This window comes from Demequina sediminis (assembly GCF_039545075.1).
GTDB classification, from domain to species: domain Bacteria; phylum Actinomycetota; class Actinomycetes; order Actinomycetales; family Demequinaceae; genus Demequina; species Demequina sediminis.
In genome coordinates, this window is sequence record NZ_BAABRR010000001.1 from 387859 (window position 1) to 411183 (window position 23325).

Annotated in this window: 19 protein-coding genes; 10 read left to right on the forward strand and 9 right to left on the reverse strand. The window is 67.0% G+C overall.

Annotation, left to right across the window (positions count from 1 at the left end; translation table 11 throughout):
• Window positions 1-45 precede the first annotated feature (45 nt).
• From ABEA62_RS01885 to ABEA62_RS01895, 3 genes are all read right to left on the reverse strand, one after another.
• Entirely contained in the window at window positions 46-1227 is a 1182-nt protein-coding gene (locus tag ABEA62_RS01885; RefSeq protein ID WP_286216036.1) for a GGDEF domain-containing protein, read from the reverse strand.
• 101 nt (window positions 1228-1328) lie between these two features.
• A complete protein-coding gene (locus tag ABEA62_RS01890; protein WP_286216037.1) occupies window positions 1329-1811 on the reverse strand; it encodes a GNAT family N-acetyltransferase in 483 nt (160 codons plus the stop codon).
• Entirely contained in the window at window positions 1808-2098 is a 291-nt protein-coding gene (locus ABEA62_RS01895; protein ID WP_286216039.1) for a DUF1905 domain-containing protein, read from the reverse strand. Before ABEA62_RS01895 ends, ABEA62_RS01890 begins: the two co-directional genes overlap by 4 nt.
• Before the next feature lie 363 nt (window positions 2099-2461).
• On the opposite strand from ABEA62_RS01895, the gene ABEA62_RS01900 reads away from it, so the two are divergent.
• From ABEA62_RS01900 to ABEA62_RS01915, 4 genes are read left to right on the forward strand one after another with little or no spacing between them, the layout of a single operon-like run.
• Entirely contained in the window at window positions 2462-3415 is a 954-nt protein-coding gene (locus ABEA62_RS01900) for a coiled-coil domain-containing protein (RefSeq protein WP_286216041.1), read from the forward strand.
• Entirely contained in the window at window positions 3412-4983 is a 1572-nt protein-coding gene (locus ABEA62_RS01905) for an SDR family NAD(P)-dependent oxidoreductase (protein ID WP_345378260.1), read from the forward strand. The genes ABEA62_RS01900 and ABEA62_RS01905 overlap by 4 nt, the downstream gene beginning before the upstream one ends.
• A gap of 4 nt (window positions 4984-4987) precedes the next feature.
• Window positions 4988-5227 carry a putative acetyltransferase gene (locus ABEA62_RS01910; protein ID WP_286216042.1) on the forward strand — a complete coding sequence of 80 codons (240 nt, stop codon included), beginning with the start codon at window positions 4988-4990 and terminating at the stop codon, window positions 5225-5227.
• The gene (locus ABEA62_RS01915; RefSeq protein ID WP_286216044.1) at window positions 5224-6342 is read left to right on the forward strand and encodes a class I SAM-dependent methyltransferase; all 1119 of its coding nucleotides are present in this window, start codon (window positions 5224-5226) and stop codon (window positions 6340-6342) included. The genes ABEA62_RS01910 and ABEA62_RS01915 overlap by 4 nt, the downstream gene beginning before the upstream one ends.
• Window positions 6343-7389: 1047 nt before the next feature.
• On the opposite strand, the gene ABEA62_RS01920 is transcribed toward ABEA62_RS01915, so the two are convergent.
• The 4 genes from ABEA62_RS01920 to ABEA62_RS01935 all read right to left on the reverse strand — a co-directional run bounded on the left by ABEA62_RS01920 (window position 7390) and on the right by ABEA62_RS01935 (window position 14125).
• Entirely contained in the window at window positions 7390-8544 is a 1155-nt protein-coding gene (locus ABEA62_RS01920; RefSeq protein ID WP_286216046.1) for a hypothetical protein, read from the reverse strand.
• A 220-nt stretch (window positions 8545-8764) separates the two neighbouring features.
• Window positions 8765-11041 carry a DUF262 domain-containing protein gene (locus ABEA62_RS01925; RefSeq protein ID WP_286216048.1) on the reverse strand — a complete coding sequence of 759 codons (2277 nt, stop codon included), beginning with the start codon at window positions 11039-11041 and terminating at the stop codon, window positions 8765-8767.
• The gene (locus tag ABEA62_RS01930) at window positions 11038-12747 is read right to left on the reverse strand and encodes a GmrSD restriction endonuclease domain-containing protein (protein ID WP_345378264.1); all 1710 of its coding nucleotides are present in this window, start codon (window positions 12745-12747) and stop codon (window positions 11038-11040) included. The genes ABEA62_RS01925 and ABEA62_RS01930 overlap by 4 nt, the downstream gene beginning before the upstream one ends.
• A gap of 212 nt (window positions 12748-12959) precedes the next feature.
• Window positions 12960-14125, reverse strand: a protein-coding gene (locus ABEA62_RS01935; RefSeq protein WP_286216051.1) for an IS3 family transposase whose coding sequence is annotated in 2 segments (ribosomal slippage) — window positions 12960-13838 and window positions 13841-14125 — 1164 coding nt in all. Because the reading frame shifts where the segments join, the coding sequence is not laid out codon by codon here.
• Window positions 14126-14203: 78 nt separating this feature from the next.
• Here ABEA62_RS01935 and ABEA62_RS01940 point away from each other — a divergent pair.
• The 5 genes from ABEA62_RS01940 (at window position 14204) to ABEA62_RS01960 (ending at window position 19927) form a co-directional block, all read left to right on the forward strand.
• Window positions 14204-14416 (forward strand): DUF6112 family protein, encoded by a 213-nt coding sequence (locus ABEA62_RS01940; protein ID WP_286216669.1) that lies wholly within the window; start codon window positions 14204-14206, stop codon window positions 14414-14416.
• Window positions 14417-15325: 909 nt separating this feature from the next.
• A complete protein-coding gene (locus ABEA62_RS01945; RefSeq protein ID WP_286216052.1) occupies window positions 15326-15595 on the forward strand; it encodes a DUF6112 family protein in 270 nt (89 codons plus the stop codon).
• 27 nt (window positions 15596-15622) lie between these two features.
• Entirely contained in the window at window positions 15623-17251 is a 1629-nt protein-coding gene (locus ABEA62_RS01950; protein ID WP_345378269.1) for a conjugal transfer protein TrbL, read from the forward strand.
• Window positions 17143-18522 (forward strand): SCO6880 family protein, encoded by a 1380-nt coding sequence (locus ABEA62_RS01955; protein ID WP_345378271.1) that lies wholly within the window; start codon window positions 17143-17145, stop codon window positions 18520-18522. Before ABEA62_RS01950 ends, ABEA62_RS01955 begins: the two co-directional genes overlap by 109 nt.
• A 163-nt stretch (window positions 18523-18685) precedes the next feature.
• Window positions 18686-19927 (forward strand): RCC1 domain-containing protein, encoded by a 1242-nt coding sequence (locus ABEA62_RS01960; protein ID WP_286216055.1) that lies wholly within the window; start codon window positions 18686-18688, stop codon window positions 19925-19927.
• Window positions 19928-19971: 44 nt separating this feature from the next.
• Here the strand turns inward: ABEA62_RS01960 and ABEA62_RS01965 are convergent, their stop codons facing one another.
• Window positions 19972-20493 (reverse strand): hypothetical protein, encoded by a 522-nt coding sequence (locus ABEA62_RS01965; RefSeq protein WP_286216056.1) that lies wholly within the window; start codon window positions 20491-20493, stop codon window positions 19972-19974.
• 554 nt (window positions 20494-21047) lie between these two features.
• Between ABEA62_RS01965 and ABEA62_RS01970 the strand changes: the two genes are divergently transcribed.
• The gene (locus ABEA62_RS01970) at window positions 21048-22349 is read left to right on the forward strand and encodes an ISL3 family transposase (protein ID WP_286216058.1); all 1302 of its coding nucleotides are present in this window, start codon (window positions 21048-21050) and stop codon (window positions 22347-22349) included.
• Between the two features lie 180 nt (window positions 22350-22529).
• On the opposite strand, the gene ABEA62_RS01975 is transcribed toward ABEA62_RS01970, so the two are convergent.
• Entirely contained in the window at window positions 22530-23207 is a 678-nt protein-coding gene (locus ABEA62_RS01975; protein WP_286216060.1) for a tetratricopeptide repeat protein, read from the reverse strand.
• Window positions 23208-23325: the final 118 nt, after the last annotated feature.

Here is a 23325-nt window from a genome sequence, read left to right on the forward strand (position 1 = left end):
TGCGCGGGTGGGTGACGCACGGCTATTGGCTCGCGTTACGCGGCGCTACCGCGCCTCGGGAGGCGCCGCGACCACGGTCCGCGCGCGTCCGGCCCGCTTGGCGCCGTACAGCGCCTGATCCGCGCGTGCCATGAGCTCGTCGAGGGATCCACCCCCGCCCACGGCGACTCCGAAGCTCACGGTGGGCCATAGCGGCTCGGCGGCCCCTGCAAGCGCGAACTCGGTCGAGATGCGCTCGATCGCGCGCGTGGCCACCTGCGCATCGGCGTGCGGCAGGATCGCCACGAACTCGTCGCCGCCCAGCCTCGCGACCACGTCGTCGGTGCGCACCGCGGCGCGGCAGGCATCGGCGAAGGCCACCAGCACCGCGTCTCCCGCCGCGTGTCCGCGGGAGTCGTTGATCTCCTTGAAGAGGTCGAGGTCGGCGACGACGCAGGCCACTGTCTCGCCGTGCCCGGCCGCGTGGTTGAGGGCGGGAACCGCGCGGTCCTGGAATGCTGCCCGATTGTGCAGCCCGGTCAGCGAGTCATGGTCTGCGCGGTAGCGCCAGTGATGCGACATCTCGTAGCGCGACAACTCCGCGACCGTGTAGGTCACCACGACCAGCATGAGCGTGACGAGCAGAGTCGTCATGCGGGGCCCGAACCAGTCCTGGTACAGCGCCGAGTCCGGACCCTGCGTCAGGAATACGATGCCGCGCGCCAGGTAGAACGAGGCGATGGTGGTGGCGGTGACCGCCATGGCCACCATGGCGACTCGCGCCTCGGTGGGCTCGCCGACTGACCGTCGCGGCTGCGGTTCGCGCACGAGGCTCCACAACTCGACGGCGGCGAGACCCGTCATGGCGGCCATGCCGAGCAGGAGCGTGAGGCCGCCCGGCCACGCCTCGCCCTGAGGCACCTCGAGCGCCGAGACCGCCGCGGTGAGCACTCCCGGCCCGGCCCATACCCACCATTGCGTGCGCGTGTTCCGCAGCGACCGCGCGGACGCCCAGATCATGCTTGCCCCGACGACAGCGAGGCCGTTGCCGATCCCGCTCGCCGCGCGGGTGCCCACGAGGTCGGCGGCGAGGTACGTCACGGTCGACGTGCTCGATGCGATGACGGCGAGGCTCCACCACCCGGCGTACGGAGCCCGGATGCGTCGATAGGTGCCCGCATAGACCAGCAGGAACGCACAGACGGCGGTGATCGCCTGCACGAACCTCAGCGTGTCGATGTCGAGCATGATTTGAGCCTATGGGGTGGACCAGGCGTTCCCCCACATGTCTGTGAGGCACGTCTCACGCGTGTTGCGCATCGGCATCGCGCAGCGTGCCGATTCGTGGCCTATGCCCCGCTTCGCGGATGCTGGAACGGCGTGGAGACCTCGCCGAAGGGCCACGCGGAGGCGATCCAGCGCGGCACGAAGGCGTCGAGCGCCGCGCGCCACGGCTTCGGGGCGTCGGCCGCAATCCACCACGACACCTCCGCGGCGGGCTGGCCGTCACTCCCCGCGGGAAGCGGGTCGATGTACACGCATCCCAGGAGTCGGTCCTCCGCGCTCGTCAGGACCGCGTAGTTGAACGACTCGTGCGCCTCCATCTCGCGGGCGTGGCGCGCGAGGTCCTCGCGGTCCTGCTCATGAGTCATGTCGGCAGGAGGCCATTCCCACGCCTCGCCGTACATCGCCCACAGCATGTCGCGGTTCGCCATCACGGTCACCATGTCGATGTCGACGTCCTCCGCGCGGATCGGGCGCAGGTGCACGCCGTCCACCAGGTCGACGCGCCGCGGGTGGTCGAAGCCCGCGGGCAGCCACGCGTCCGTCACGACAGCCGCCTCTCGAGCGTCACCGTGACGGTGTCGCCGAGGTCCTTGCCCAGCTGCTTTCGCAGTTTGGCGTTGAGCGAGAGCATGTGCCCGCCCCGGCCGGTCACCATGAGGCCCGTGTTGGGCATCGGCACGCCGTCGACCACCGCATCGACGCGCAGCGATTTCTTGGTGCCGAACAGTTCCGCCGATCCGGGCACTTCGACGCAGGTCCAGGTCTCGCCCTTGACCTCGACGCCGATGGGCGCGGTGAACGTGTGGTCGAGCGCGGCAGCAAAGTCGCTCATAGAAGTGCCTCCCCAGGGATTCTCGTTGCGCGGTCAGCCTACGGGCGTGACCGCGAGAGCGGTTGGTGCGCAGCCGCTTCGCGCATAGGATCTTGCGATTCTCGAGCTCGGATCGAGCTCCACGCATCGCGTACTGCGATCGCCGTAGCGGAACACCACCCGAGCGCCGCTCTGCGGCGAACCCCATCACGTCGTGCGTCACGCCGACGATGCGCTCCACCAGTGCTGCGGGCGACCGCGGAGGGCATGGACGATGCTGGGGAGGCTGACGGGCAGCCTGCTGCGGCGACGCTTGAGTAGCCGGCCGGATGACCGGCCCGACGGTTCGCGGCCTCTCCTCACGCGGTATGGCACAGTGGCCGGGTGAGTGAATCTTCCCTGGTTGAGCTTGCTGAAGCCGTCCGTGCCGCCGCGGAGAACCGTGCCCGCCAGAGGCAGTTGGCGGTCCAACTTGAGACCACCGAGGCGCTCGTGGCGACCCGGCGCGATGAGTTGGCCCAACTGCACAGCGCGTTGCAGGTCGAACTGTCCGAGGTGCGCCGGCTGGAGGAGGCATCGCTGACGAAGCTGTGGGCGACGCTACGCGGAAACACGGCCGATCGCCTCGCCATCGAACGCGCCGAGGCGGACGTTGCCGCGATCGCGGTCGCCTCCGCACAGTCGCGGCTCGACAGTGCCATCGCTGAGGATGCGCGAGTTCGCCGCGAGCACGATGCCCTCCAAGGAGCGGATCGCTCCTACGCCGATGCCCTTGCGGCCTATGAAACTGCGGTCCTCGCGGTCGGTGGGCGGGACGCGGAAGAGCTGACGGCGCTGGCGGAACAGCTGGGCGTCACCCAGGCACGCCATCGGGAGGTCGCGGAGGCGGTCGATGCCTTGCGTGCGGCGAGGACCGCACTCGACACGGCCCTCGCGAAGCTCGACAGTGCGGGCGGATGGTCGACGTATGACACGTTCTTCGGCGGAGGACTCGTCGCCGACATGGTCAAGCACTCGAGCATCAACGACGCGACCGAAGCCTTCAGGGAGGTCAATCGAGCCCTCGAGCGGCTCTCCGTGGAGCTCGCCGACATCGGGGGCGCTGCGATCGACGGCGTCGAGGTGTCTGAGACTCTGGCGGTCTTCGACGTGCTGTTCGACAACATCGTCAGTGACTGGATGGTGAGGGAACGCATCTCCGAAGCCAAGGCACGTGCCGAGGACCTTCGTCGGCGGCTCTCTCAACTCGCCGGCGAGCTTGACGGCGAAGCCGTGGCGATCTCGACGCGAGTCACCGAGTTGCTGGGCCGCCGCGAGGAGATCCTCCGCCGGCCATGACGCGACCTGACGGTGGCGCATCCGGTGTCGCCGGTACCATCGTCCAAGTGCCTGACACTTCCGCCCACACCTCCTCCCCGCACGTCATCGATCCTGCGGACCTCGAGGTCACCCTGCGGGTCCTGGCGTCGCTGGGCGACGTTGACGAGGATGACCCCGACTTCACCGCGGTGCGCAACGCCACGGCAGCGATGATCAAGGCCGTGAAGCAGCGTCGCCGCAAGGACCGTCGTGCCGCCATCGCTGCGGCGGACTCCGCCGTCGTGGCCGCGACCGCGACGGGCGCGGCGGATCGCATCGACGATGAGACCAGGGGGCTGACCCTCGAGGCGCGCGTGGCGTCACCGACGGCAGGCACCTACCTCAAGCCCCGTCCCTGCTACATCTGCAAGCAGGACTACACGACCGTCGACGCCTTCTATCACCAGCTGTGCCCCGCCTGCGCGGAAACGGGGCACGCCAAGCGTCACGCGCGCACCGACCTGCGCGGCCGTCGCGCCCTGCTCACCGGCGGCCGCGCGAAGATCGGGATGCACATCGCGCTGCGACTCCTGCGCGACGGTGCCGCGCTCACGCTCACCACGCGCTTCCCCCGGGACGCGGTGCGACGCTTCGCGGCGATGCCCGACGCGGCGGAGTGGCTGTCCCGCCTCACCGTCGTCGGCATCGACCTGCGCGACCCGTCGCAGGTGGTGGCGCTTGCCGATGCGGTCGCGGCGGACGGCCCGCTCGACATCGTGATCAACAACGCGGCGCAGACGGTGCGCCGCTCCCCCGGCGCGTACGCGCCCCTGGTCGACGCCGAGTCCGTGCCGCTCTCGCCCGGGCTGTGGGAGGAGGGCAAGGGCCCTCACCTCCTGACGCTGGGGCCCTCGAACGATGCGCATCCGCGCGGCATCGAGGCGAGCATCGCCGTGCATCCGCTGCTGGCCTCGGCGCACCATGGCGAGGTGGCCGATCAGTCGGCCCAGCGCCTCACCGAGCTGGCCCTCGCGCCCGGGTCCTCGTCGCTCGAGCGACTCGCGGATGGCACGGCGATCGACGCCGGCGGGCTGGTGCCTGACACTCACGACACCAACTCATGGGTGCAGGCGGTCGGCGAGGTGACCCCGCTGGAACTGCTCGAGGTGCAGCTCTGCAACTCGACCGCGCCCTTCATCCTGATCAACCGCCTGCGCTCGTCGCTCGCGGCGGCGGCCGCAGCATCGTCCAGCGGGCGTTCCTACGTGGTGAATGTCTCCGCCATGGAGGGCGTCTTCGAGCGCGGCTACAAGGGCCCGGGCCATCCGCACACCAACATGGCGAAGGCGGCGCTCAACATGCTCACCCGCACAAGCGCCCGCGAGATGTTCGAGACGGACCGGATCCTCATGACGTCGGTGGACACCGGGTGGATCACCGATGAGCGCCCCCATCCGACAAAGGTGCGCCTTGCCGAGGAGGGTTTCCACGCGCCGCTGGACCTGGTGGACGGCGCGGCGCGGGTCTACGACCCTGTGGTGCGCGGGGAGGCGGGCGAGGACCTCTTCGGGGTGTTCCTCAAGGACTACGCGCCGTCGAAGTGGTGACGGCATGATCCGCCTGCCCGCACCGGGCCACCGGGTGGTGGTGCGGTACCTGCTGCCCGATGGCCAGGCGACCGATGCGCTGGGCGCTCTGGTGAGCGTGACCGCCGAGGAGGTGGTGGTCGAGACCAGGCGGGGCACCGTGCGGATCGTCGGCGACACCATCATCGCCGCCAAGGAGGTGCCCCCGGCGCGTGAGCCGCGTACCGGTGCCGCTCCTCACAGTGACGGCGAGGTGACGCCGTGAGCGAGATCTTCGACGCGCTACGGCGCTGGCCCGATGTCGAGGCGCCTGGACTTGTCGCCGTCGACGCTGCGGATCGGCTGATCCTCGACGAGTCGGCGGAACTGCGCGCTTCCGCGCAGCCGGGGGACGTTGCGGTGATCAACGATGCCTACGGCGCACTCACCCTGGGGGCGGCACATGCCGGCGCCGACGGGATTCGCGCGCACCTCGACGCCATCACCGGCGAGCGCGCGCTTGAGGCCAACGCTTCTCGCTTAGGGCTGGCCGACCACTTCCGCATCGTCCCCCTGGACGCGAGCCTGGTGAGCGGGGCACGGGTTGTCGTGCTTCGCCTGCCCCGCTCCCTCGAGGCGCTGCGGGACATCGCCGGCCTGATCGCCGCACACGCCGACGCCGACGTGGTCGTCGTCGCGGGAGGGCGGCTGAAGCACATGTCGGTGTCGATGAACACGGTGCTCGGCGAGCACTTCGGGCAGCTGGACGTCAGCCATGCGCGGCAGAAGTCTCGGGTGCTCTCCGCCCGCGCGCCTCGGGATGGCCGCGATCCCGCTCCCGCCGCGGTGCGGGTCGCAGGACTTGAGGTGCGGGCGTACGGCGGCGCCTTCGCGGGCGCGCGGCTCGACATCGGCACGCGGTTGCTGCTCGAGAACCTTCCCTACGTCCCCGTCGGCGGGACGCCAAGCGATCCCCTCATCGACCTGGCCTGCGGCACCGGGATCGTTGGCGCGTGGATGGCGACGCAGTATCCCGGCGCGCACGTGTACGCGTCCGATCAGTCGGCGATCGCCGTAGCCTCTGCGCGAGCGACGATGCTCGCCAACGGCATCGAGGACCGGGTTGCGGTGGCGCGTGACGACATGCTGGGCGCGAGGCCTTCCGCCAGTGCATCGTTCATCGCGCTGAACCCGCCGTTCCACTCGGCGGCGGCCGTGACTGACCTCATCGCGCCTCGCATGTTCACCGATGTGGCCAGGGTCCTGCGCCCCGGAGGTCAGCTGTGGTGCGTGTGGAACTCTGGGCTCAGGTACCGCCCGCTGCTCGAGCGAACGATCGGCCCCACCGAGCAGGTCGCGCGCAACGCCAAGTTCACTGTCACCGTGTCGACGCGTCGGTGACAGACGCCCGGCACGTGCGGTCGGGTGCGGGACTCTGCGTCTTGATCCCCGCATGTAGCAGGACCCAAGGGCCCAAGTGTGCGAACGCCGTATCACGCGTCCGCATCCAAGAAGGTCCTGGTATCCCTGAGGCCCCCCGGACCTTCCACCAGATCCCCAAACGATGACTCTCCGCGCGAAACGACGCCGCCACCTTGGACGCCCTGCAGGCCCTGCTGCGCGCGTTCCAGCAGGTCTACAACCACGAACGGCCGCACCGCGCCAACGACCGCCGAATCCCGCGGAGGCCCCCGAAGCACTACCCATGGGCGCACCCCGCATCGACCTGCTCGGCAAGTCTTGGTGAGTCCGCTACGACACCGTCGACACCGTCGGCGTCATCATCCTGCGCGGCCGCGCTCGCTGACACACGAGTGCTCGTTCTTTGACGCTTTCGTGCACCTGTGTGTCAGCGAAACGGCCATGAGTTTCGGGGTGGCCACAACCGGCCCTGCCCGCCGCGAAGAGGGCGACGAGAAAGGGCCGCCCTTCCCGGCATCTACCAGGAAGAACGGCCCTTCGTCACGTCGGGCTGACAGGATTTGAACCTGCGACCCCTTGCAGGGACCGGGCACTTTCCGGAAACTTTGCGGTTGTCTTGGAATCTCGCGAGTTCCCTCGGATTAATCGGGAACGTGGCGGCTCCCGCATTCCGACTGTGCCCCGTGATTTCCGGTTGGTCCCGGTTGAATCTGATGGCAATTCGATGAGGTCGCGAGACCGCCCCGGACGCCGCCACCCACTTCGGCAGACCCAACCGCTGGCAGACCTCCACTCGGCTGGCAGCGTGGGTTCCGGCGATCCCGTCCGGGTGTGACTCGTGAATTGGCGGGCCCCCACGATGGGGCGGGGTGCCTTACTCAGGATCTGTCCGTCCGCCGGGTGCATGCGCAGCGCCTCCTTCACGAGGCGACGCAACTCGATGGCGCTCGTGCCCTCGAGCGACGGTTGGCGACACTGCATCGCGACCACGTCATGGTGGCGCAGCCGCAGGTAGGGCGGCGCAGCTCACGGGTCTTGACGTCGGAAGATGTGCTCGTAGTGCCATTCGAAGTACTGCTCGCTTGCCTCGTAGGCCTCGAACTTCCGGCCTGCGATCTCCGCGATGCGGCGCCCGATCGCCGATGAGCCAGCGACCGCCGGCGTGCCGATGATGACGCCAGCCTGCACGGCGACGTAACCGTCCTCGAACAGCGCGTCGCACCCGAAGACGCAGGCCAGCATGGCGATCCTGCCCAGATCGCGGATCTCGTCAGGCGTGGCCGCGGATCGCCGCTTGATGTGCGACGCCCACAAGAACCTCGCGGGATACACCTCGCCGCAGAGCGCACAGTTCGCATCGGCGCGCCCAGCGAGCAGGAACTGCCGCAGTCGTTGCTGTTCGCGCCTCTGCTTGGCGGTCACCGGGCGATCGAGATCCCCTTGGAAAGGGCCAGGCACGAGCTCCGGCGCACGGCTCTCGGGACCTGGCGCCTCACCCTCGTCGGCGAGTTCCACCCTCACCGGGCTGCCCTCGACAATACGAGCCCCCGGGATCGTCAAGAGCACAGCTCCAATGAACGCACTGCGGTAGCCGAGAACATCCGGGGTGACCTCCACGATGCCGCGGTCGTGCAACAGCTCGAGGCCCGCTGCAACGTCCGCGATCGGTACTCGCTGGCCCTCCGGCGAGCGCGTAGTCGCGACCACCACATCACGACTGCCTACGTGGAGCACGCTGTTCACCGATCCCGAGACCGTGTGAAGGCGAAGCCCGACGAGCCGCCGCAGCAGCAGCTCCGCATCGTCATCCGGGCGAGTCGGTATCCGCGCGGCGTAGCGGACTCCCGCATAGAAGCGGTTCCCCTTCGGGTGCGGAACGATGGCGTTGCCGTCCAGTGCACGCGCGCGTAGATGCCCTTCGGCGTCCGAGCCGGGGGTCAACACGTTGACGACCGTCGGGTCGGCATACAGAGTGCAACGCAACTCGCCGATGACGGCGTGCATCGCGGTGCGAGGCTGGACCGACGCGAGTGGCTGATTGACGGGGCTCAACGTCGCCGCAGCGTCGCGCCCAAAGACAGCAGCGAGCGTCGCAGCGACCGCCGCGGCAGCCGGGCTCAGTGCAGCCTGGGAGGAGATGCTCGCCTCGGCTTCCTCGCGCGAACCAAAGTACGTGACCACGGGCTCACCCTACCGGCGACACCACCCCGGTAGCCGAGAACGACAACGGAGCTGGACGCCCGACTGTCGCGGTCTACGTGCCCCGAGCGTTCCTCTGGATAGCGGCCGCGTGGGGGAACGCGAAGCCGAAACGCATGGTGGACTTCTCGGCCGTGCGATCGGGTCTGCCCCAGCGAAGGTGGACGTCAATCACCGTTGCATCAGCCCCCGATCCCCGTGCCTAGAACCCATCGGCCAGGAGCCTCCCAACGATTTCTCGCCCCACCGTGATGCGATCCACGCTGTCGACCATCTGCCCACCGACTTCGCGCTGAGTCACTGGAATCAGGCCTTCATATGGCCCAACCTGGACCCAGCCCAGCGACTCCATGATCTGCAGGAATCGCGGCCCGCTCTTCTGGCCCGCGCTGCGAAGCCGAACGGCCCAACCATCGTCGACGCAGCGAACCTCAGCGCTCTTGCGGCGGAACTTGAACCAGCGTTCCGGCTCACTCCCGCGGTACCAGGGGTCTTCAATCTTGTCGGGTCGGCCGGACTCTTCCCACAAAGTCAGCAGGTACGGGTCGCGGTACCAGCTGTTGAGTTGAGTCTTGATGAGCATGCGCACGTTGTATCCGATGTCCTCGCTGTGACGCACGTAGATACCTGAGTCGCCTGACCGCATCGAGGGGTAGCGCGCGAAGTAGTAGCGCCAGTCGAAGCACCTCGCCTCCTCGCGGTCGGCGAGCCAAGCGGCGCGAATGTCCCGCATCGTCACGGTCGGAGCGACATCGCTTTCCGCGACCGCGTCGAGTAACTGCATGAGAGCATCGCGAGTCGACGCGATGCGGTCGCGCTGACCGCCAGCGAGCAGATCGCGCCAGAACTGTGTCTGGCCCATAGCCGCCGTACCGAAGAGCGACTTGGTCGAGCGTGGCACGGTGCGCTGATATTCGCCGAAAGTGAGCAACGCAGCCGAAGCGTCGGCCCAATGGCCCTCGTGTGAGAACACCGCATCGAACGCCGCCGCGCGCGCCGCGAGCCGTGCATCGTCCAGGTCGAACGAGGTGAGCGCGCCGCGCAGCATGTCGTGGTCCTCCAAACGGTGGATCACCCCTTCGAGGTGCGGGTTCGATGCGAGGAACTCGGCCTTCGCGATCTCGTCGGCGACCTGCGCTTGGTTCAGCGTTGAGATCGACTGGAGGTCGCCGTCAATCATCAGACGGTCGACGTCATTCAGAATCGCGGGCATGTCAGCGAGACGGATCTCGTCACCGGACCACTCGACGATGTTGCGCAATGCCCGGAGACGAGCCATCGGCTCGTCTGTGTGTCCGATGCGGTGCATGAGGACCGCGTAGAGCAAGATGCCTTGCTGGAGGCTGAAGGCGCGGGCCTTGGAGTGCCAGAGTTCGCCGTAGTCCCGGCAGCAGGCCGTGAATAGGTCGGATTGTGCGCCGCGACCGAACAGCGGGATCGCTGTCGGCTCCGTTTGATCGTTGCTCGGGGCTGCTGCCGCGGTGGTGAAGACTTCGCCGAAGTAGTCAGGGATCTCCGCTCCCAACCACGTATCGAAGGCGTCGAAGACGAACGTGAGGTGCGTTTCCCAACGGGGCGCTTCGGGCCCGAACAGAGCGTACGCGCGGGGCCCGAGTGGCCCGCTCGTGACAGTCCCGTCTCGCCATTCACAGACCTCGATGAGGAAACCGAGGTAGCGCATGAACTCGTCGTCGACGATGTCGTCGTCGCCCCTGTGGGGCCAGAGCATGTCGGACCAGTCGACGTCAACCTTGCGGGCGAACTCCTTGGCGCGCTCACCGGTGTGCGCGATCGTGCCCTCGAAGCGCGCCTTGAAGTTCTCGAACGGCGTCAGTGGCTTCCCGCGGGAGTTCATCTTGATGTAGAGGTCGTCGCCTTGGCGTGCCTCGTTGATCTGGAGCGTATGGAAGCTGACGACCGGGCCGTCTTCCCGTGTGAGTCGCTCCCAAATCAGGTGCGGGTCAATTGCGTCGAAGCGCTCCGCGATGGCGTCAATCATGACCAGCATCGCCTTGATGGTGGGATCGTGGCGCCAGTCGAAGGCGAACCACGGCTGGTCCATGAGCCAACGTGACGATGGCTCGCCGCTGGCCATCGCGGTCGGGTCGGTGAGCCGCTCGCAGAAGGTACGGGCGCTGGGCCGCGTGGCGTAGTTGAAGTTCGCCCACGTCCCACGGTGCTCGAGCTCGCCAGTGCGGCACGCGGCATACCAATGGATCAGAAACAGGGTAGTGAGGCGTTGCTGGCCGTCCAGGGGCCGGAACACGCCGTCGGCAAAGTCGCCGTAGATGAAGTCGAGGCTTACGGGCACGCCGCACTCGACCGCGTTGGCCAAGACTTCGAGGAAGCCGTCGCGGATGTCTCGGACAGCGACGCCTTCCCGACCCTGGGCGTAGTCGCGTTGAATCAACGGGATCTCGATGCGCGAGATCCCGCTGTCGCGGAAGAGTCCGCTGTACGAAGCAATCTCGCCCTTCACAGCTCGGCTCCTTGGCTCGTCGTGCGCAGATAGGGCCGCAGGGTGCTGCGGATCGCATCGAGGTAAGCGGCCCGGTCGGTCTCGGTCCACAGGTGCGGCTGCTGAGCGTCCGCGTCCGTGAAGTACTTAAGGAAGACCTGGCGCGTGGCGGGTGGCACGTAAGCGCCCTGACGGTCGCGCTCGATGAGCGTACGACGCTTAACTTCAAAGACCGCGTTGCTCAGCGCGGCGTTGTCTCCGGACGTGAGCAGTGCCAAGTTGGCGAGGCCGTGCACATCATCCCCGCCGCCATTCTCAGCAGTCAGAAGTCGCGTCACCGCGAGTTCGGCGGCGCGGAAGGATGCCTCAGTGAGGTCCCCGAGCGCACGGTCCACCTCGGCGACGGCTCTCTCGCGCTGCGCACCGTCGATCGCGTCGAGGCCATCGAGGGCCGCGCGATGGTCCGCGAGCCAGGTTCGCCACTGCTCGGCTCGACGCAGCGGTTCGGCGTTCTGAGCGTGGATGTGCTCAAGGGACCAACGCTGCGCGTGATGCTCGCTGAAGGAGTAGCGCGCGTGCGCGTATGCGGCCGTACGTGCGGTCTCGATGTTCATTAGGAGCAGTGCGTCGCCACACTTGGATGCGCGATGCTCATACCCGATGTCGCCAAGTTCGTCCTCACTGAGGTCAAGCCGCGCCGAGATCTTGCCGGTCAGAGCCTCATCGAACTCGCTCTTGGGCAACTCCGCCGCGAGTTCAATGAGCTCGCGGAAGGGTTCACCCAGGTACATCAGGTAGCCGACCTTGTGGAAGAGGCTGCGGTCCTCGAACCACCACATCATGGTGGCGTGGATATCAAGTACGTCCTGCCAGAACGCAAGTGGCCACGGGGCGCCCTCGGGTGGGTCGATGCGAGCGCGCAGGGTCTCAAAGGTGAAGTACCGAGGGCGGTCACGCCCGGTCGGGCCTCCTGCCATGGCATCGAGAAGGAAATCGATGCGCGTCGACGGCGGCTGTAGCCCGCCAGCCGCGAAGCCCCAGACTTCGGGACGCTGCAGCTGCCGCTCGATCATGTCCCACTGGGCAGCGACTTCCTCCGCGCGCCCCGTGCCGGGCATCACTTCCCTCGTCTTGGCCAGGACCAACGCCTTGACGAGCTCGGAGTCCGTCAGCGGTATCCGGCCTACGTTGAGACGCGTGAACAAGTCTGTCGAGTCGTCGTGGGCTGACGCCTGGTACCAGATGACGACCACGCGCTCGAAGAGCAGCGTGTAGAACTTGTTCGCGACGTACTGGCGCAGCGTGCCGTGCCGATCGAACCACTGCTCGATCGTCTGGTACGCGGCAGCCATGTGGAAGTAGTCGATGTTCTCGCCGGCAAGATCGACGTTGACCTCGCTGAGAAAAGCCTCGCTACCGGGTCGGGTCTCGTACTCGAGCGAGTAGCCAGGCCCTTGGTTCTGAAGGTTGGCCCGTTGCATGAAGTGCATGATCAGATACAGGGTCGTGAGTCGCTGCTGGCCATCGATGAGCTCCCAGCGATCATCGCCTGCGGGCTTCACCACGACGGGCTGGAGGTAGTACCTGTCCCCCTCGCTGGTCCAGACGTCATCGAGAAGCCGCAGCACGTCCGCCGTACCCCATCGGTAGCCACGTTGATAGGACGGCACGAAGAATCGTCCTTCGATCCTCCCAGCGAATACTTCGCCGAGCGAGCCGGCCAACATGTCGTGTTCCATCTAGCGCCCCCTGGAATGCCGCCGGACGCCGGCGACGCGTTGCCGAAAGATAGGTCGACCAGGCCTGGCCGTCGACCGGTCCGAGCCTAGCCAGGTCATCTGACACATGCGGGCACCTCCGAGCCTTGAGCGCGTCGCATCTCCAATGCCGCTGCCGCAACCCGGTCGGGTCTGCCGCACCGATAGGTGACAGGGGCTAGTCACGCGGCGAGGGCCACGTTGGTGGTCATGATGGTCTCGTACTCGATGGGCGTCAACTTGCCCAGGGCTGCCTGTCGGCGTCGGCGGTGGTAGGTCCGCTCGATCCAGGTCACGATCGCGATGCGGAGCTCCTCGCGGGTGTCCCAGGTGCGGCGGTCGAGGACGTTCTTCTGCAACAGCGAGAAGAACGACTCCATGGCCGTGTTGTCGCCAGCAGCGCCCACGCGGCCCATGGATCCGACCATGCCGTGGCGCAGCAAAGCGTGGACCAGCTTCCTGGAACGAAATTGCGATCCTCTGTCGCTATGCAGCACGCATCCGGCGACATCACCCCTGCGTGCGACCGCATTGTTGAGCGCGTTGACGGCCAGGCGGGACTTCATGCGCGAGTCGATCGAGTCCCCCACGATGCGGTTGGAGTACAGGTCCTTGACCGCGCACAGGTACAGCTTGCCCTCAGCCGTCCGATGCTCCGTGATGTCCGTCAGCCACACCTGGTTCGGTGCGTCCGCGGTGAAGACCCGCTGCACGAGGTCGTCGTGGACCGGCGGGCCGGCCTTGCCCTTCTTGCCCCGGCTCTTCTTACCGAAGGTGGACCACCAGCCGTTGTCACGGCAGATCGCCCAGCCGGTGCGCTCAGCCATCGGCTCACCGGCCACACGGGCCTCATCGACGAGGAACCGGTAGCCGAACTCGGGATCGTCCTTGTGCGCGTCGAACAGGGCGTTGGCGCGATGCGCAGCGACGAGTTCAGCATCGGTGACAGGGCTGTCCAGCCACCGGTAGTAGGGCTGGCGAGCGAGCTTCAAGACCCGGCACGTCACCGCGACGGGAATCCCGTCAGCGGCGAGCTCTTTCACGAGCGGGTAGAGCCTTTTCCCGGCAGGTGCGCCTGCGACAGGTAGGCGGCGGCACGGCGCAGGACCTCGTTCTCCTGCTCCAGCAGCCGGATCCGCTTCTTCAGCTCACGGGTCTCGGCGGCTTCGGTGCGGCTCACACCGGGCTTGACGCCCTCGTCGACGTCGGCGCGACGCATCCACTTCTGCAGCGTCATCGGATGGACGCCGAAGTCACGGGCGATCTGCTCGATCGTGACACCGGGCCCACGGTTCCACGCGAAACGGACCACGTCGTCACGGAACTCACTCGGGTAGGGCTTAGGCACAGCAACATCCTTCCAGGCCGCCCGCACGGGCAAGCCAGATCAGATGTCACCACTCAGTACGGCAGACCCCCTCGCGCCATCGTCGGCGCGCTGCTGACCTACGTGCTGATCTTCGCGGTGCTCATGCTGGTCGTCTCCGCGATTGTCTGGGGCGTCGCAACCTCGAGCGGGAACTACCAGCTCGCGATTCGTGCTCGCACCGCCGTCCTCGTCGCCGTCGGCGCAGCGGCGCTCGCGGGTGCCGCTGTCGCCTTGATGAACTTCCTTCTCGGCGTCGGCGAGACGTTGTAGGTGTCAGAGTTCGTTGATCCTGCCGCCACGCGGTGAAGGAGGCGCCGCACCTCGCGCCGTGTCTTGCCAGGGTCTGGGCTGTTCCGCCCGGCCCTTCGCGCCGATACTCGCGATCGCGGCACAAACCGCTAGTCAGGCCATAGGGGTGCTTGACGGCTCGTTGACCCGTGTAGCGATCACCCGAAGTGCGCGCTGTCAGGCAAGTAGCGATCAAGAGCCGGCGGCGGGCCGGTCAGTTCTCGCAGTCGCACGACGTGAGGAAGCAGTGTGGGCAAACTTCGACGCCACGGACGCCCGCGCGATTCAGACGCGGCCGTCCTCGCAAGTACCCGATCCCGAGCGGGCTGCCGTACTGAACGAGACAACAGACCTCGCAGAACGTGGTTTGCCCGAAGGACTCACCCGACGCGACCCGGTCGAAGACTTCTAGCAAAGTTGGACCGTCCACCTCGCTTACCAATGCGCGAGTGTCCCGCAGCCCGCAAGAACGCCGGTGCACGATATCGCCGAAGAATCCGTCAATGTGAGCTCTCGTAACGACCGCGCCCTCGTTGTACGCCTGGGCATTGAGGTCTTTGCCATCTAGCCGGTTTCGCGCCACAGCCATTGGGGCCCCAAGTCATCTACGGGAACGAAGGAGCCCCGGCTCCCCACCGGAGTGTTTGGAGACACTGCTTCCAGAGGAAGCAGGAGGAGCCGAGGCGTGTCGAGCACGATAGCAGGCACACAGCGACAGCCCCAAGCCGCACCAATAGGTGGCAAGGCGGTCCACTGGACTCGCGCCAGAGCCATTCACAGTCGCTCGCGTGACTGTCTGGGCACTGCTAAGAGACGGCTCCGCTGTCGATCGCGGGGGCGCCTCGCGTACCTGTCAGGCAGGTTTCTCTTCGACCTCGACAGGAGCACCTCGTGATCGACATCGACCCCAACAGCAACGGCCTTCCCGGCATCGACCAGCTCCAGACGATCGTGGGCTCGGTCATGACCATCGGCCTCATCCTCGCCGTGCTCGCCCTGATCATCTCGTCGGTCACCTCGGGCTACGGAGCGAACTCGTCGAACCCGCACCTCGCCGCCCGCGGCAAGCTCGGCGTCCTCGTTTCGTGCGGGGCCGCGATCCTCTGTGGCGCGGCGGTAACGCTCGTCAACTTCTTCTGGAACGTCGGCCAGACCGTCTAGCCGAGGCCTTCGGACGAAGGGACCGCCATGGCGAGCGTGTGCGACATCCCCGTCATCGCCGAGGTATGCAACACCGTCGGCGAGGGCACCGCATCGCTGATCTCGGCACCGTTCGACTGGCTGGCATCCGCTCTCGCGGGCGCGGCCGCATGGATCTTCGAGGCAGTGTGGGCGGTCTTCGACACCACCACGCTCGTCGACGTCACCCAGCAGCACTACCTGACCGTCTACAACGTGCTGTTCGGCGTCGCGGTCTTCGTGATGCTGATCTTCTTCTGCCTTCAGCTCATCACAGGGCTCGTGCACCGCGACCCGGGGGCCCTCGGTCGCGCGGCGATTGGACTCGGGAAGTCGGTGCTCGGGTCCTTCATCGTCATCACGCTCACCGCGACGCTTCTCGAGGTCACGGATCAGATCGCCATCGGCATCGTCCAAGCGACCGGCAACACCATGGAGGGCATGGGCGAACGCCTCGCGATGATGATGGGCGGGCTGGTGGCCGTCAACATCGGCGCCCCCGGTGTCGGAGCCATCGTCACGATCTTCCTCGCAGGTCTCGCCGTCGCCGCGGCAGCGATCGTCTGGTTCTCGCTGCTCATCCGCAAGGCGTTGCTACTGGTCGCAATCGTGTTCGCGCCGATCGCACTGGCCGGCATGACGTGGGATGCCCCCCGCGGATGGGTGGGAAAGTGGGCGGCGTTCGTCCTCGCGCTCATCTTCTCGAAGCTCGTGCTCGTCGTGATGTTCCTCGTCGCGATCAACCAGACGGCCGCGCCCATCGATCTCGACCTCGCATCGATCTCCGACCCGATCGCCGGGGTGGTGGTGCTGCTCATTGCGGCGTTCGCGCCCTACATGACGTACAAGTTCATCTCGTTCGTGGGTGTGGACATGTATCACGCGATGTCGACGGAGCAGGAGGCCAAGTCCGCGCTCAACCGGCCGATCCCCGTGCGTGCGCCCGCGATGCCTCAGGCCGCCCGGTCGGTGCTCGACGGCGGTGGCGGTGGGAGGGGTGCTGGTGCGGCGCCGCCCACCACGCCCGGCCGGACGATGCCCGCCGCGGGTGCGCAGACCGCGATGCCAGCGGCCGAGCCCGCCGCCGCGTCGGCAGCGGGTGGAGGGTCAGTGACGGCGGGTGCCGGTGGCTCGGGCGCTGCGTCTGGGGCCGGCGCTGCGGCCGGACCCGTCGTAGCCGCCGTCGCGGCCACGGGTGTCGCGAAGGCGACCGCCACTGCGGGACCAAAGGCGGGCGCTGCGGTCGGCGGCGCGGCGGCGGGGCATGCAGACTCGGCGATCCCGAACGCACCTGACTCTCCCGGCGCGCCACCCGCTCACGTGCTGCGGCCCCGCCACTGCCCCGCCCCGCCGGATCCACGCCCGTGCCCCGCGCATCGTCCCCCATTCCGCCACCGCCGCGGCCACCCGTCGACCAACCCACCTCCGTGTAAAGGACGGCTCCCATGGCGATCGACCACGGTGCCCCGCCGGTGCGCCTCTCTCCGGTGCAGTTCTCCCGCCTGGCCAAGCGAGGCGTCATCCTCGGGTTGTCGCTGCCCCAGGTCATCGTGCTGGCGGTCGGTCTCATCACGTTCGTCGCCGCGATCTACGCGGGCGGAGCCCTCGTCGTCGCGTCGAGCTCCCCGATCTGGCTGACCGCGGCCATCGTCGCCTTCGTGCCCGTCGGCGGCCGCAAGGTGATCGAATGGTTGCCTGTCGCCGGCCGCTGGGTGTGGCGGGCCACCGGCGGCCAGCTCGTGTTCCGGCATCACGTGGTCAAGCCGCGGCCCGCAGGAACGCTGGCGCTGCCCGGCGACGCGGCTGCGCTGCGCGAGTGGGAGGACCCCGAGACCGGGGCAGCGATGATCCACGATCCGCATGCTCAGACCCTGACTGCCGTCATCGGAGTGACGCACCCGGCGTTCGTGCTGCTCGACCCTGGTGAGCAGGAACGGCGCGTCAGTGGCTGGGGTCGCGTGCTCGCCACAGCGTGCCGGTCGGGGCGCATCGCGCGCGTACAGATCTCGGAACGCACCCTCCCCGACTCGGGCAGCGGCCTGGCCGAATGGTGGACGCGATACGGCAAGGACGACAACACGTGGCCCGCGGTGAACTACCGCGAGCTGATCGGTCGTGCTGGGCCCGCGACCGAGCGCCACGCCACCACGATCTCGCTCGCGCTGGACATGAAGGCGTGCGCGCGTCAGATTCGCGCCGCAGGCGGCGGGATGAAGGGCACGGCGGCAGTCCTGCGCCAGGAGATGGCGACCTTCGCCTCCGCGCTGCGCGCGGCCGAGATCACCCCGACGGGATGGCTCAGCCCGGGAGAGGTTGCCGTGATCCTCCGCTCGGCTTACGACCCTGCCGCTGGCCAGGCGCTCGAGCGGCACGGGGAGATCGGCCGCTCGTTGGCCACGGCGGGACCGGTGGGCCTCAACGAGACGTGGGAGAGGCTCCGGAGCGACTCGGCGTATCACGCGGTGCTGTGGGTGTCGGAGTGGCCCCGCTCGTCGGTGTACCCCGACTTCCTACGCCCGCTGCTGCTGACCTCAGGCATCCAGCGCACCTTCACGATGATCTACACACCCGTGCGCGCCGACGTCGCCGCCCGCGACATCCGCAAGAAGAAGGTCGGGCTCATGTCCGACGCCACCCAGCGTGCCCGCATGGGTCAGATCGAGGACGCCGAGCGCGCTGCGGAGTTCCAGGACGTGCTCCAGCAGGAGTCGGACCTCACCGCCGGGCACGGGGTGCTGCGGTACACGGGACTCATCGCCGTTTCTGCCCGCACCGAGGACGCGCTCGAGGAGTCCGTCGCCGCTATCGAGCAGACTGCAGTTCAGGCCTCCTGCGAGACGCGGCGGCTCGTCGGGCAACAGGCCCACGCGTTCGCGGTGGCGGCGTTGCCGCTGTGTCTAGGCGTGTGAAGTGTTCACTGATTGACCGCCGCGCTCACCCTCAATCGGATAATCGAAGGCATGCGGACACAGGGCGCTCCAGCCGCGACGCTCCCACGGCAATACCGTCGTGTAACTGGCTCCTCGGCTACCCTGCCAACAGTTTCCATAAGAGATGTTGCGAGGTGGCGGCATGGGTTGGTTCGGGCGAGGCCCTCGTAAGTCGAGTGGGTCAACCCTTTGGGCATGGGGCCCGGGCGACCTCGGCCAACTCGGAGACGGGCGCGGCCCGGGCGTTCACCGCCCAGCCCCGCTCCGAACGACTTCCGAGATCATCGAGGTAAGCGGTGGCCACAGCTTTGCGCTCGCGCGGTGCGCTGACGGAACAGTCCTCGCGTGGGGCAGCAACGAGAACGGCGAATTGGGCGACGGGAGTCGGACCTCGAGGTCCAAGCCTGGACGCGTCGACGGGCTTAGCGATGTAGTCGCCGTCGCAGCGGGAGTTGCATCGGGCTACGCACTTCGCGGCGATGGAACGGTCTGGGCGTGGGGCGCGAACAACGGGTACCAGCTTGGTGACGGCAGTCAAGAAGGCCGATTACGGCCGAACCGCATCGTCGCCTTGAAGGATGTAGTAGGGATCGCGGCTGGTGAGTTCACTGCGTACGCATTGAAGTCCGACGGCACAGTGTGGTCGTGGGGAGCAAACGGCGCGGGCGAGTGCGGCAACGGCTTCGACCTGGGAGCCGTGCCAACGCCGACCGAGGTCTTCAACTTCCGATTCATGACTCCAGACGGAGGCATGGGTGAGTGCCACAGCATCGCAGAACTGGCCGAAGCCACTGGCGGAATTGTCTCGATCGCCGCCGGGTACCGTGCCGCGTATGCGCTCGGACGCTCGGGAGTGGTCGTTGCATGGGGCAGCAACGAGAACGGGCAGCTCGGAAACGGCAACAGCAGGCCCGATCACGTCGCGCGATTCGACCTCATGAACGGATACGTGCAGTGGGCGATCGTCGAGCAGTTGCCGCCTGCGATCCAGATCACCTCACGCGGCAATTCCGCTTACGCGCTCGCTGAAGACGGGACTGTGTGGAGTTGGGGCGCCAACGAGTACGGGCAACTGGGCGCTGCCCCCTCAACGGATCCGTTCATCACAGCCCTCGCTGCTATCGCAAAGAACTCGTCTCGGACACTGCCAGGGCTCGTTGACGGGCTCACCAACGTTGTACAAATCGCGACAAGCGCCGATACGGCTTACGCACTGAAGAGCGATGGCAGCGTATGGGCGTGGGGCGAAGGCGAGTACGGGTGCCTTGGAGATGGCACGACGGCGAACCGAGCCCGCCCCTCGCGCGTAGATTTGGGCGGTCCCGTCACACAGATCGCGGGCGGCCTCATCAACGGATACGCGGTCGGGGCAGCAACCGCATAGCGGCAGTAAACACCCGGAGAAGGTCCTGTCGACCTAATTGTCGTCTACTGCCAGATCTCCAAAGCGCTCGGGTCAGTCATCTCCATCTGCGTGACGCCTTCGTAGAGGTAGATCTCACCACTGCCGCAGATCGTCGCATCCGCGTCGATCGGTTCGAGGTAGATGTCCCAGAAGATGAACGTGAAACGGTCAACGGAAGGATAATCCGCGCCGATGTTAACGAACGTGCCGTGCTCGGTCTCGCGGCTGCTCATCAGCGGGCCGCATACGCGCTGCACCTCTCCTACGTGCGCGGCCGCTTGATCCCATCCGAGACCGTCTTCGGGCCACGTCGCGCCCTGCCCCACGGATCGCCACGATGACTCGTCGGCCGTGCCAGCCGTACTGAAACTGCACCATCCATCCTGTTCGAGCAGTTCGACAGCTTCCGCGCGCATACCCCAACCGAGCAACTCGTCGCAGGAATCGCTGCCGTACTCGCTGTCTCTGGCGTGAGCAACATAATCGACAGCAATGTCGTACTCATCCGAGCAGTTGTCGCTCAACGCCTGCAGCACGGAGTTCATGTCGCCCGCGTCCGATCGCTCATACGCAACGGCAGCGTTGAGGAGCTCCGAGCAGTTCGGTACTGAGTAGGCGGAATCCGAGTTCGGCGTGCCCGAACAAGCCGCCACCGTAGTCGCGAGGAGGGGCGCGAAGAGTGAAGCGGCTGTGAGCCGCGAAGTAGGCCTCATAGGCTCCTCATATTGGCCGGTCACCGTCGTAGCGGACTGGACTTGTGCCACGACACGCCGCGCGAGCCAGGCGAAACATCACCTGGGACATGGGTGGAGCCCGCATGCGGATGTGGCCACCGCTCCGTCGCGCGTGTCTCGCTACTTTGGCCCTCCAAAACCAAGGTGGCCCGTCGAGTCGACATTGTTCAAACGCCCGAGTCTTGAAAGACGTCTATTCTCGGATGCTCGCACGATGGTCGACGCGATCGTCTGCCGTGATCTCACCCGGGTTACGGGCTCTTCGCAGTTGACGGTGTAGCGCTCTCTGCGGTGAGTGGTCGGGGGTAGGGGTCGAGGTCCTCCAGGATGGAAGTTCTCACACTGACCATCTGAAAGACCTCGACTTGCTCAACGCTACCTTCGGCGCGCCCGACCTCACGACCTTCTGCAACCTCGACGCGCTCGGCCTGACCGTCACGGGCCAGCACGTCGCACCCGACCGGGCGACGCTCGAGTGCCGTGTCGCCGCCGTCGACGACCAGTGCCGTGGCTGCGGCGGGCGCGGACAGTCGCGAGGATCCATCGCCCGCCGCCTCGCACACGAGCCCTTCGGCGGCCGGCCCACGACGCTGCTGGTGCGAGTGCGCCGCTACCGATGCTCGCCGTGCCGCCGGTTCTGGACCGACGACCTTCGCCCAGCGGCTGAGCCACGCGCGAAGGTGTCGCGCGGCGGGCTCACGTGGGCGCTCAAGGCGCTCGTGCTCGACCACATGTCGGTCTCCCGCATCGCGGCGGGGCTCGGCGTCGCCTGGCACACCGCCAACGACGCAGTCCTGACCGAAGGCCACCGTCGCCTGATCAACGACCCGGCCCGCTTCGACGGCGTCGCCGTGATCGGGGTCGATGAACACGTCTGGCGTCACACCCGCTTCGGCGACAAGTACGTCACCGTGATCATCGACCTCACCCCCGTCCGCGACCGGGTCGGTCCGGCCCGGCTGCTCGACATGATCCCTGGCAGGTCGAAGGCCGTATTCAAGACGTGGCTGTCCGAACGCCACCCGTCGTGGAGCAAGCAGATCGAAGTGGTCGCGATGGACGGCTTCGCGGGCTTCAAGACCGCCGCGGCCGAGGAGCTCCCGACCGCGACCGCGGTCATGGACCCGTTCCATGTCGTGAAGCTCGCCGGCGACGCACTCGACCAGTGCCGACGCCGCATCCAACAAGCCATCCACGGTCACCGCGGCCACACTGGCGACCCGCTCTACATGTCCCGCCGCGTCCTGCACACCGGACTCGAGCTCCTCACCGACCGCCAGTGGGACCGCCTCGACGCTCTCTTCGACGCCGACGACCATGCTGAGGTCGAGGTCACCTGGGGCGTCTACCAGCGCATGATCACCGCCTACCGCAACCCCGACCGCGCAGCCGCCCGCGCCGACTTCGCGGCGCTCATCGCGTCGCTACGCACCGGCGTGCCGGCCGCGCTCGTCGAGCTGCGACGCCTGGGCCGGACCCTGAACCATCGAGCCCACGACATCCTCGCGTTCTTCGACCGCCCCGGCACCAGCAACGGCCCGACCGAGGCCATCAACGGCCGACTCGAGCACCTCCGCGGCTCGGCCCTCGGCTTCCGCAACCTCACCCACTACATCGCCAGGTCACTCCTCGAAGCCGGAGGCTTCAGGCCACTGCTACACCCTTGAATGCGAAGAGCCGGGTTACGTGGCAGGACCTGCCATTCGGACTTGAGTCATGGCACGCCTGGTACACGCGGCACCGAGCGATGACGGTCGAGGGTACCTGGGACAAGGCGATCACGAAACCATGCGCCGTCATTGCCTGGTCACCGAGACTGTTCGACATGCCCGTGGGGGCTAATCGCTCTAGTCCAGGTCTTGACGAATCTGTTGCGCGAAGGCCCTCGCGGTTGGGTTTCCGCTGGCGATTGCACCCGGGAGCCACTCGAGAATCTCGTCTCGGCTGAATACCTGAGATATCCCGATCATCGCGTCGGGATAACCAACCTCCGCGGCCCTCATGTACCAATGGCGTGCACTCTTAATGTCTCCGCGAGCTTGTGAGACCACGCCAGCATCCCAAGCCGCCTCGGTGTCGCCAGCATCCGCTGCCTTCGCAAACCAAGCGATTGCGAGATCCGGTTCACCAATACTGTCGTAAACCCCACCGAGGCCAAGCATTGCATCGGCATCTCCACCGACAGCACTCTGCAGCATCTGCAGGAGTGCCGGCGCCGACGCATTGCCAGCTCGCGCCGCTGAATCGAACCACCTCATCGCATCTTCGATTTGGCCACGTCGGAACATAATGCTCGCGACGTTGTGCATCGCGTCGTCATCCCCCGCGTTGGCGGCCCGAACGTACCACTGCAGGGCCTGGTCAACGTCGCCGCGCTGTTCAAGGTTGAGGCCGAGGTTGAACATGGCGTCCCGATTTCCCGCTTGAGCGGCCTTCGTGTACCAGGAAATCGCTTCATCCGTCCTACCGACGGCCACGAGCCTACGGCCGAGTTCATTCATCGCAATCGCATCGTCGACAGACATCGCACCCCCCTCATTTGGACTTGGACAATCGTACAGGAATGACGGTACCGGGAGATGCGTCGACCCAGTTGAGCTCTCGCATTGCGTGTCGCTGCAATTCGCACGAACGGCAGGCGCC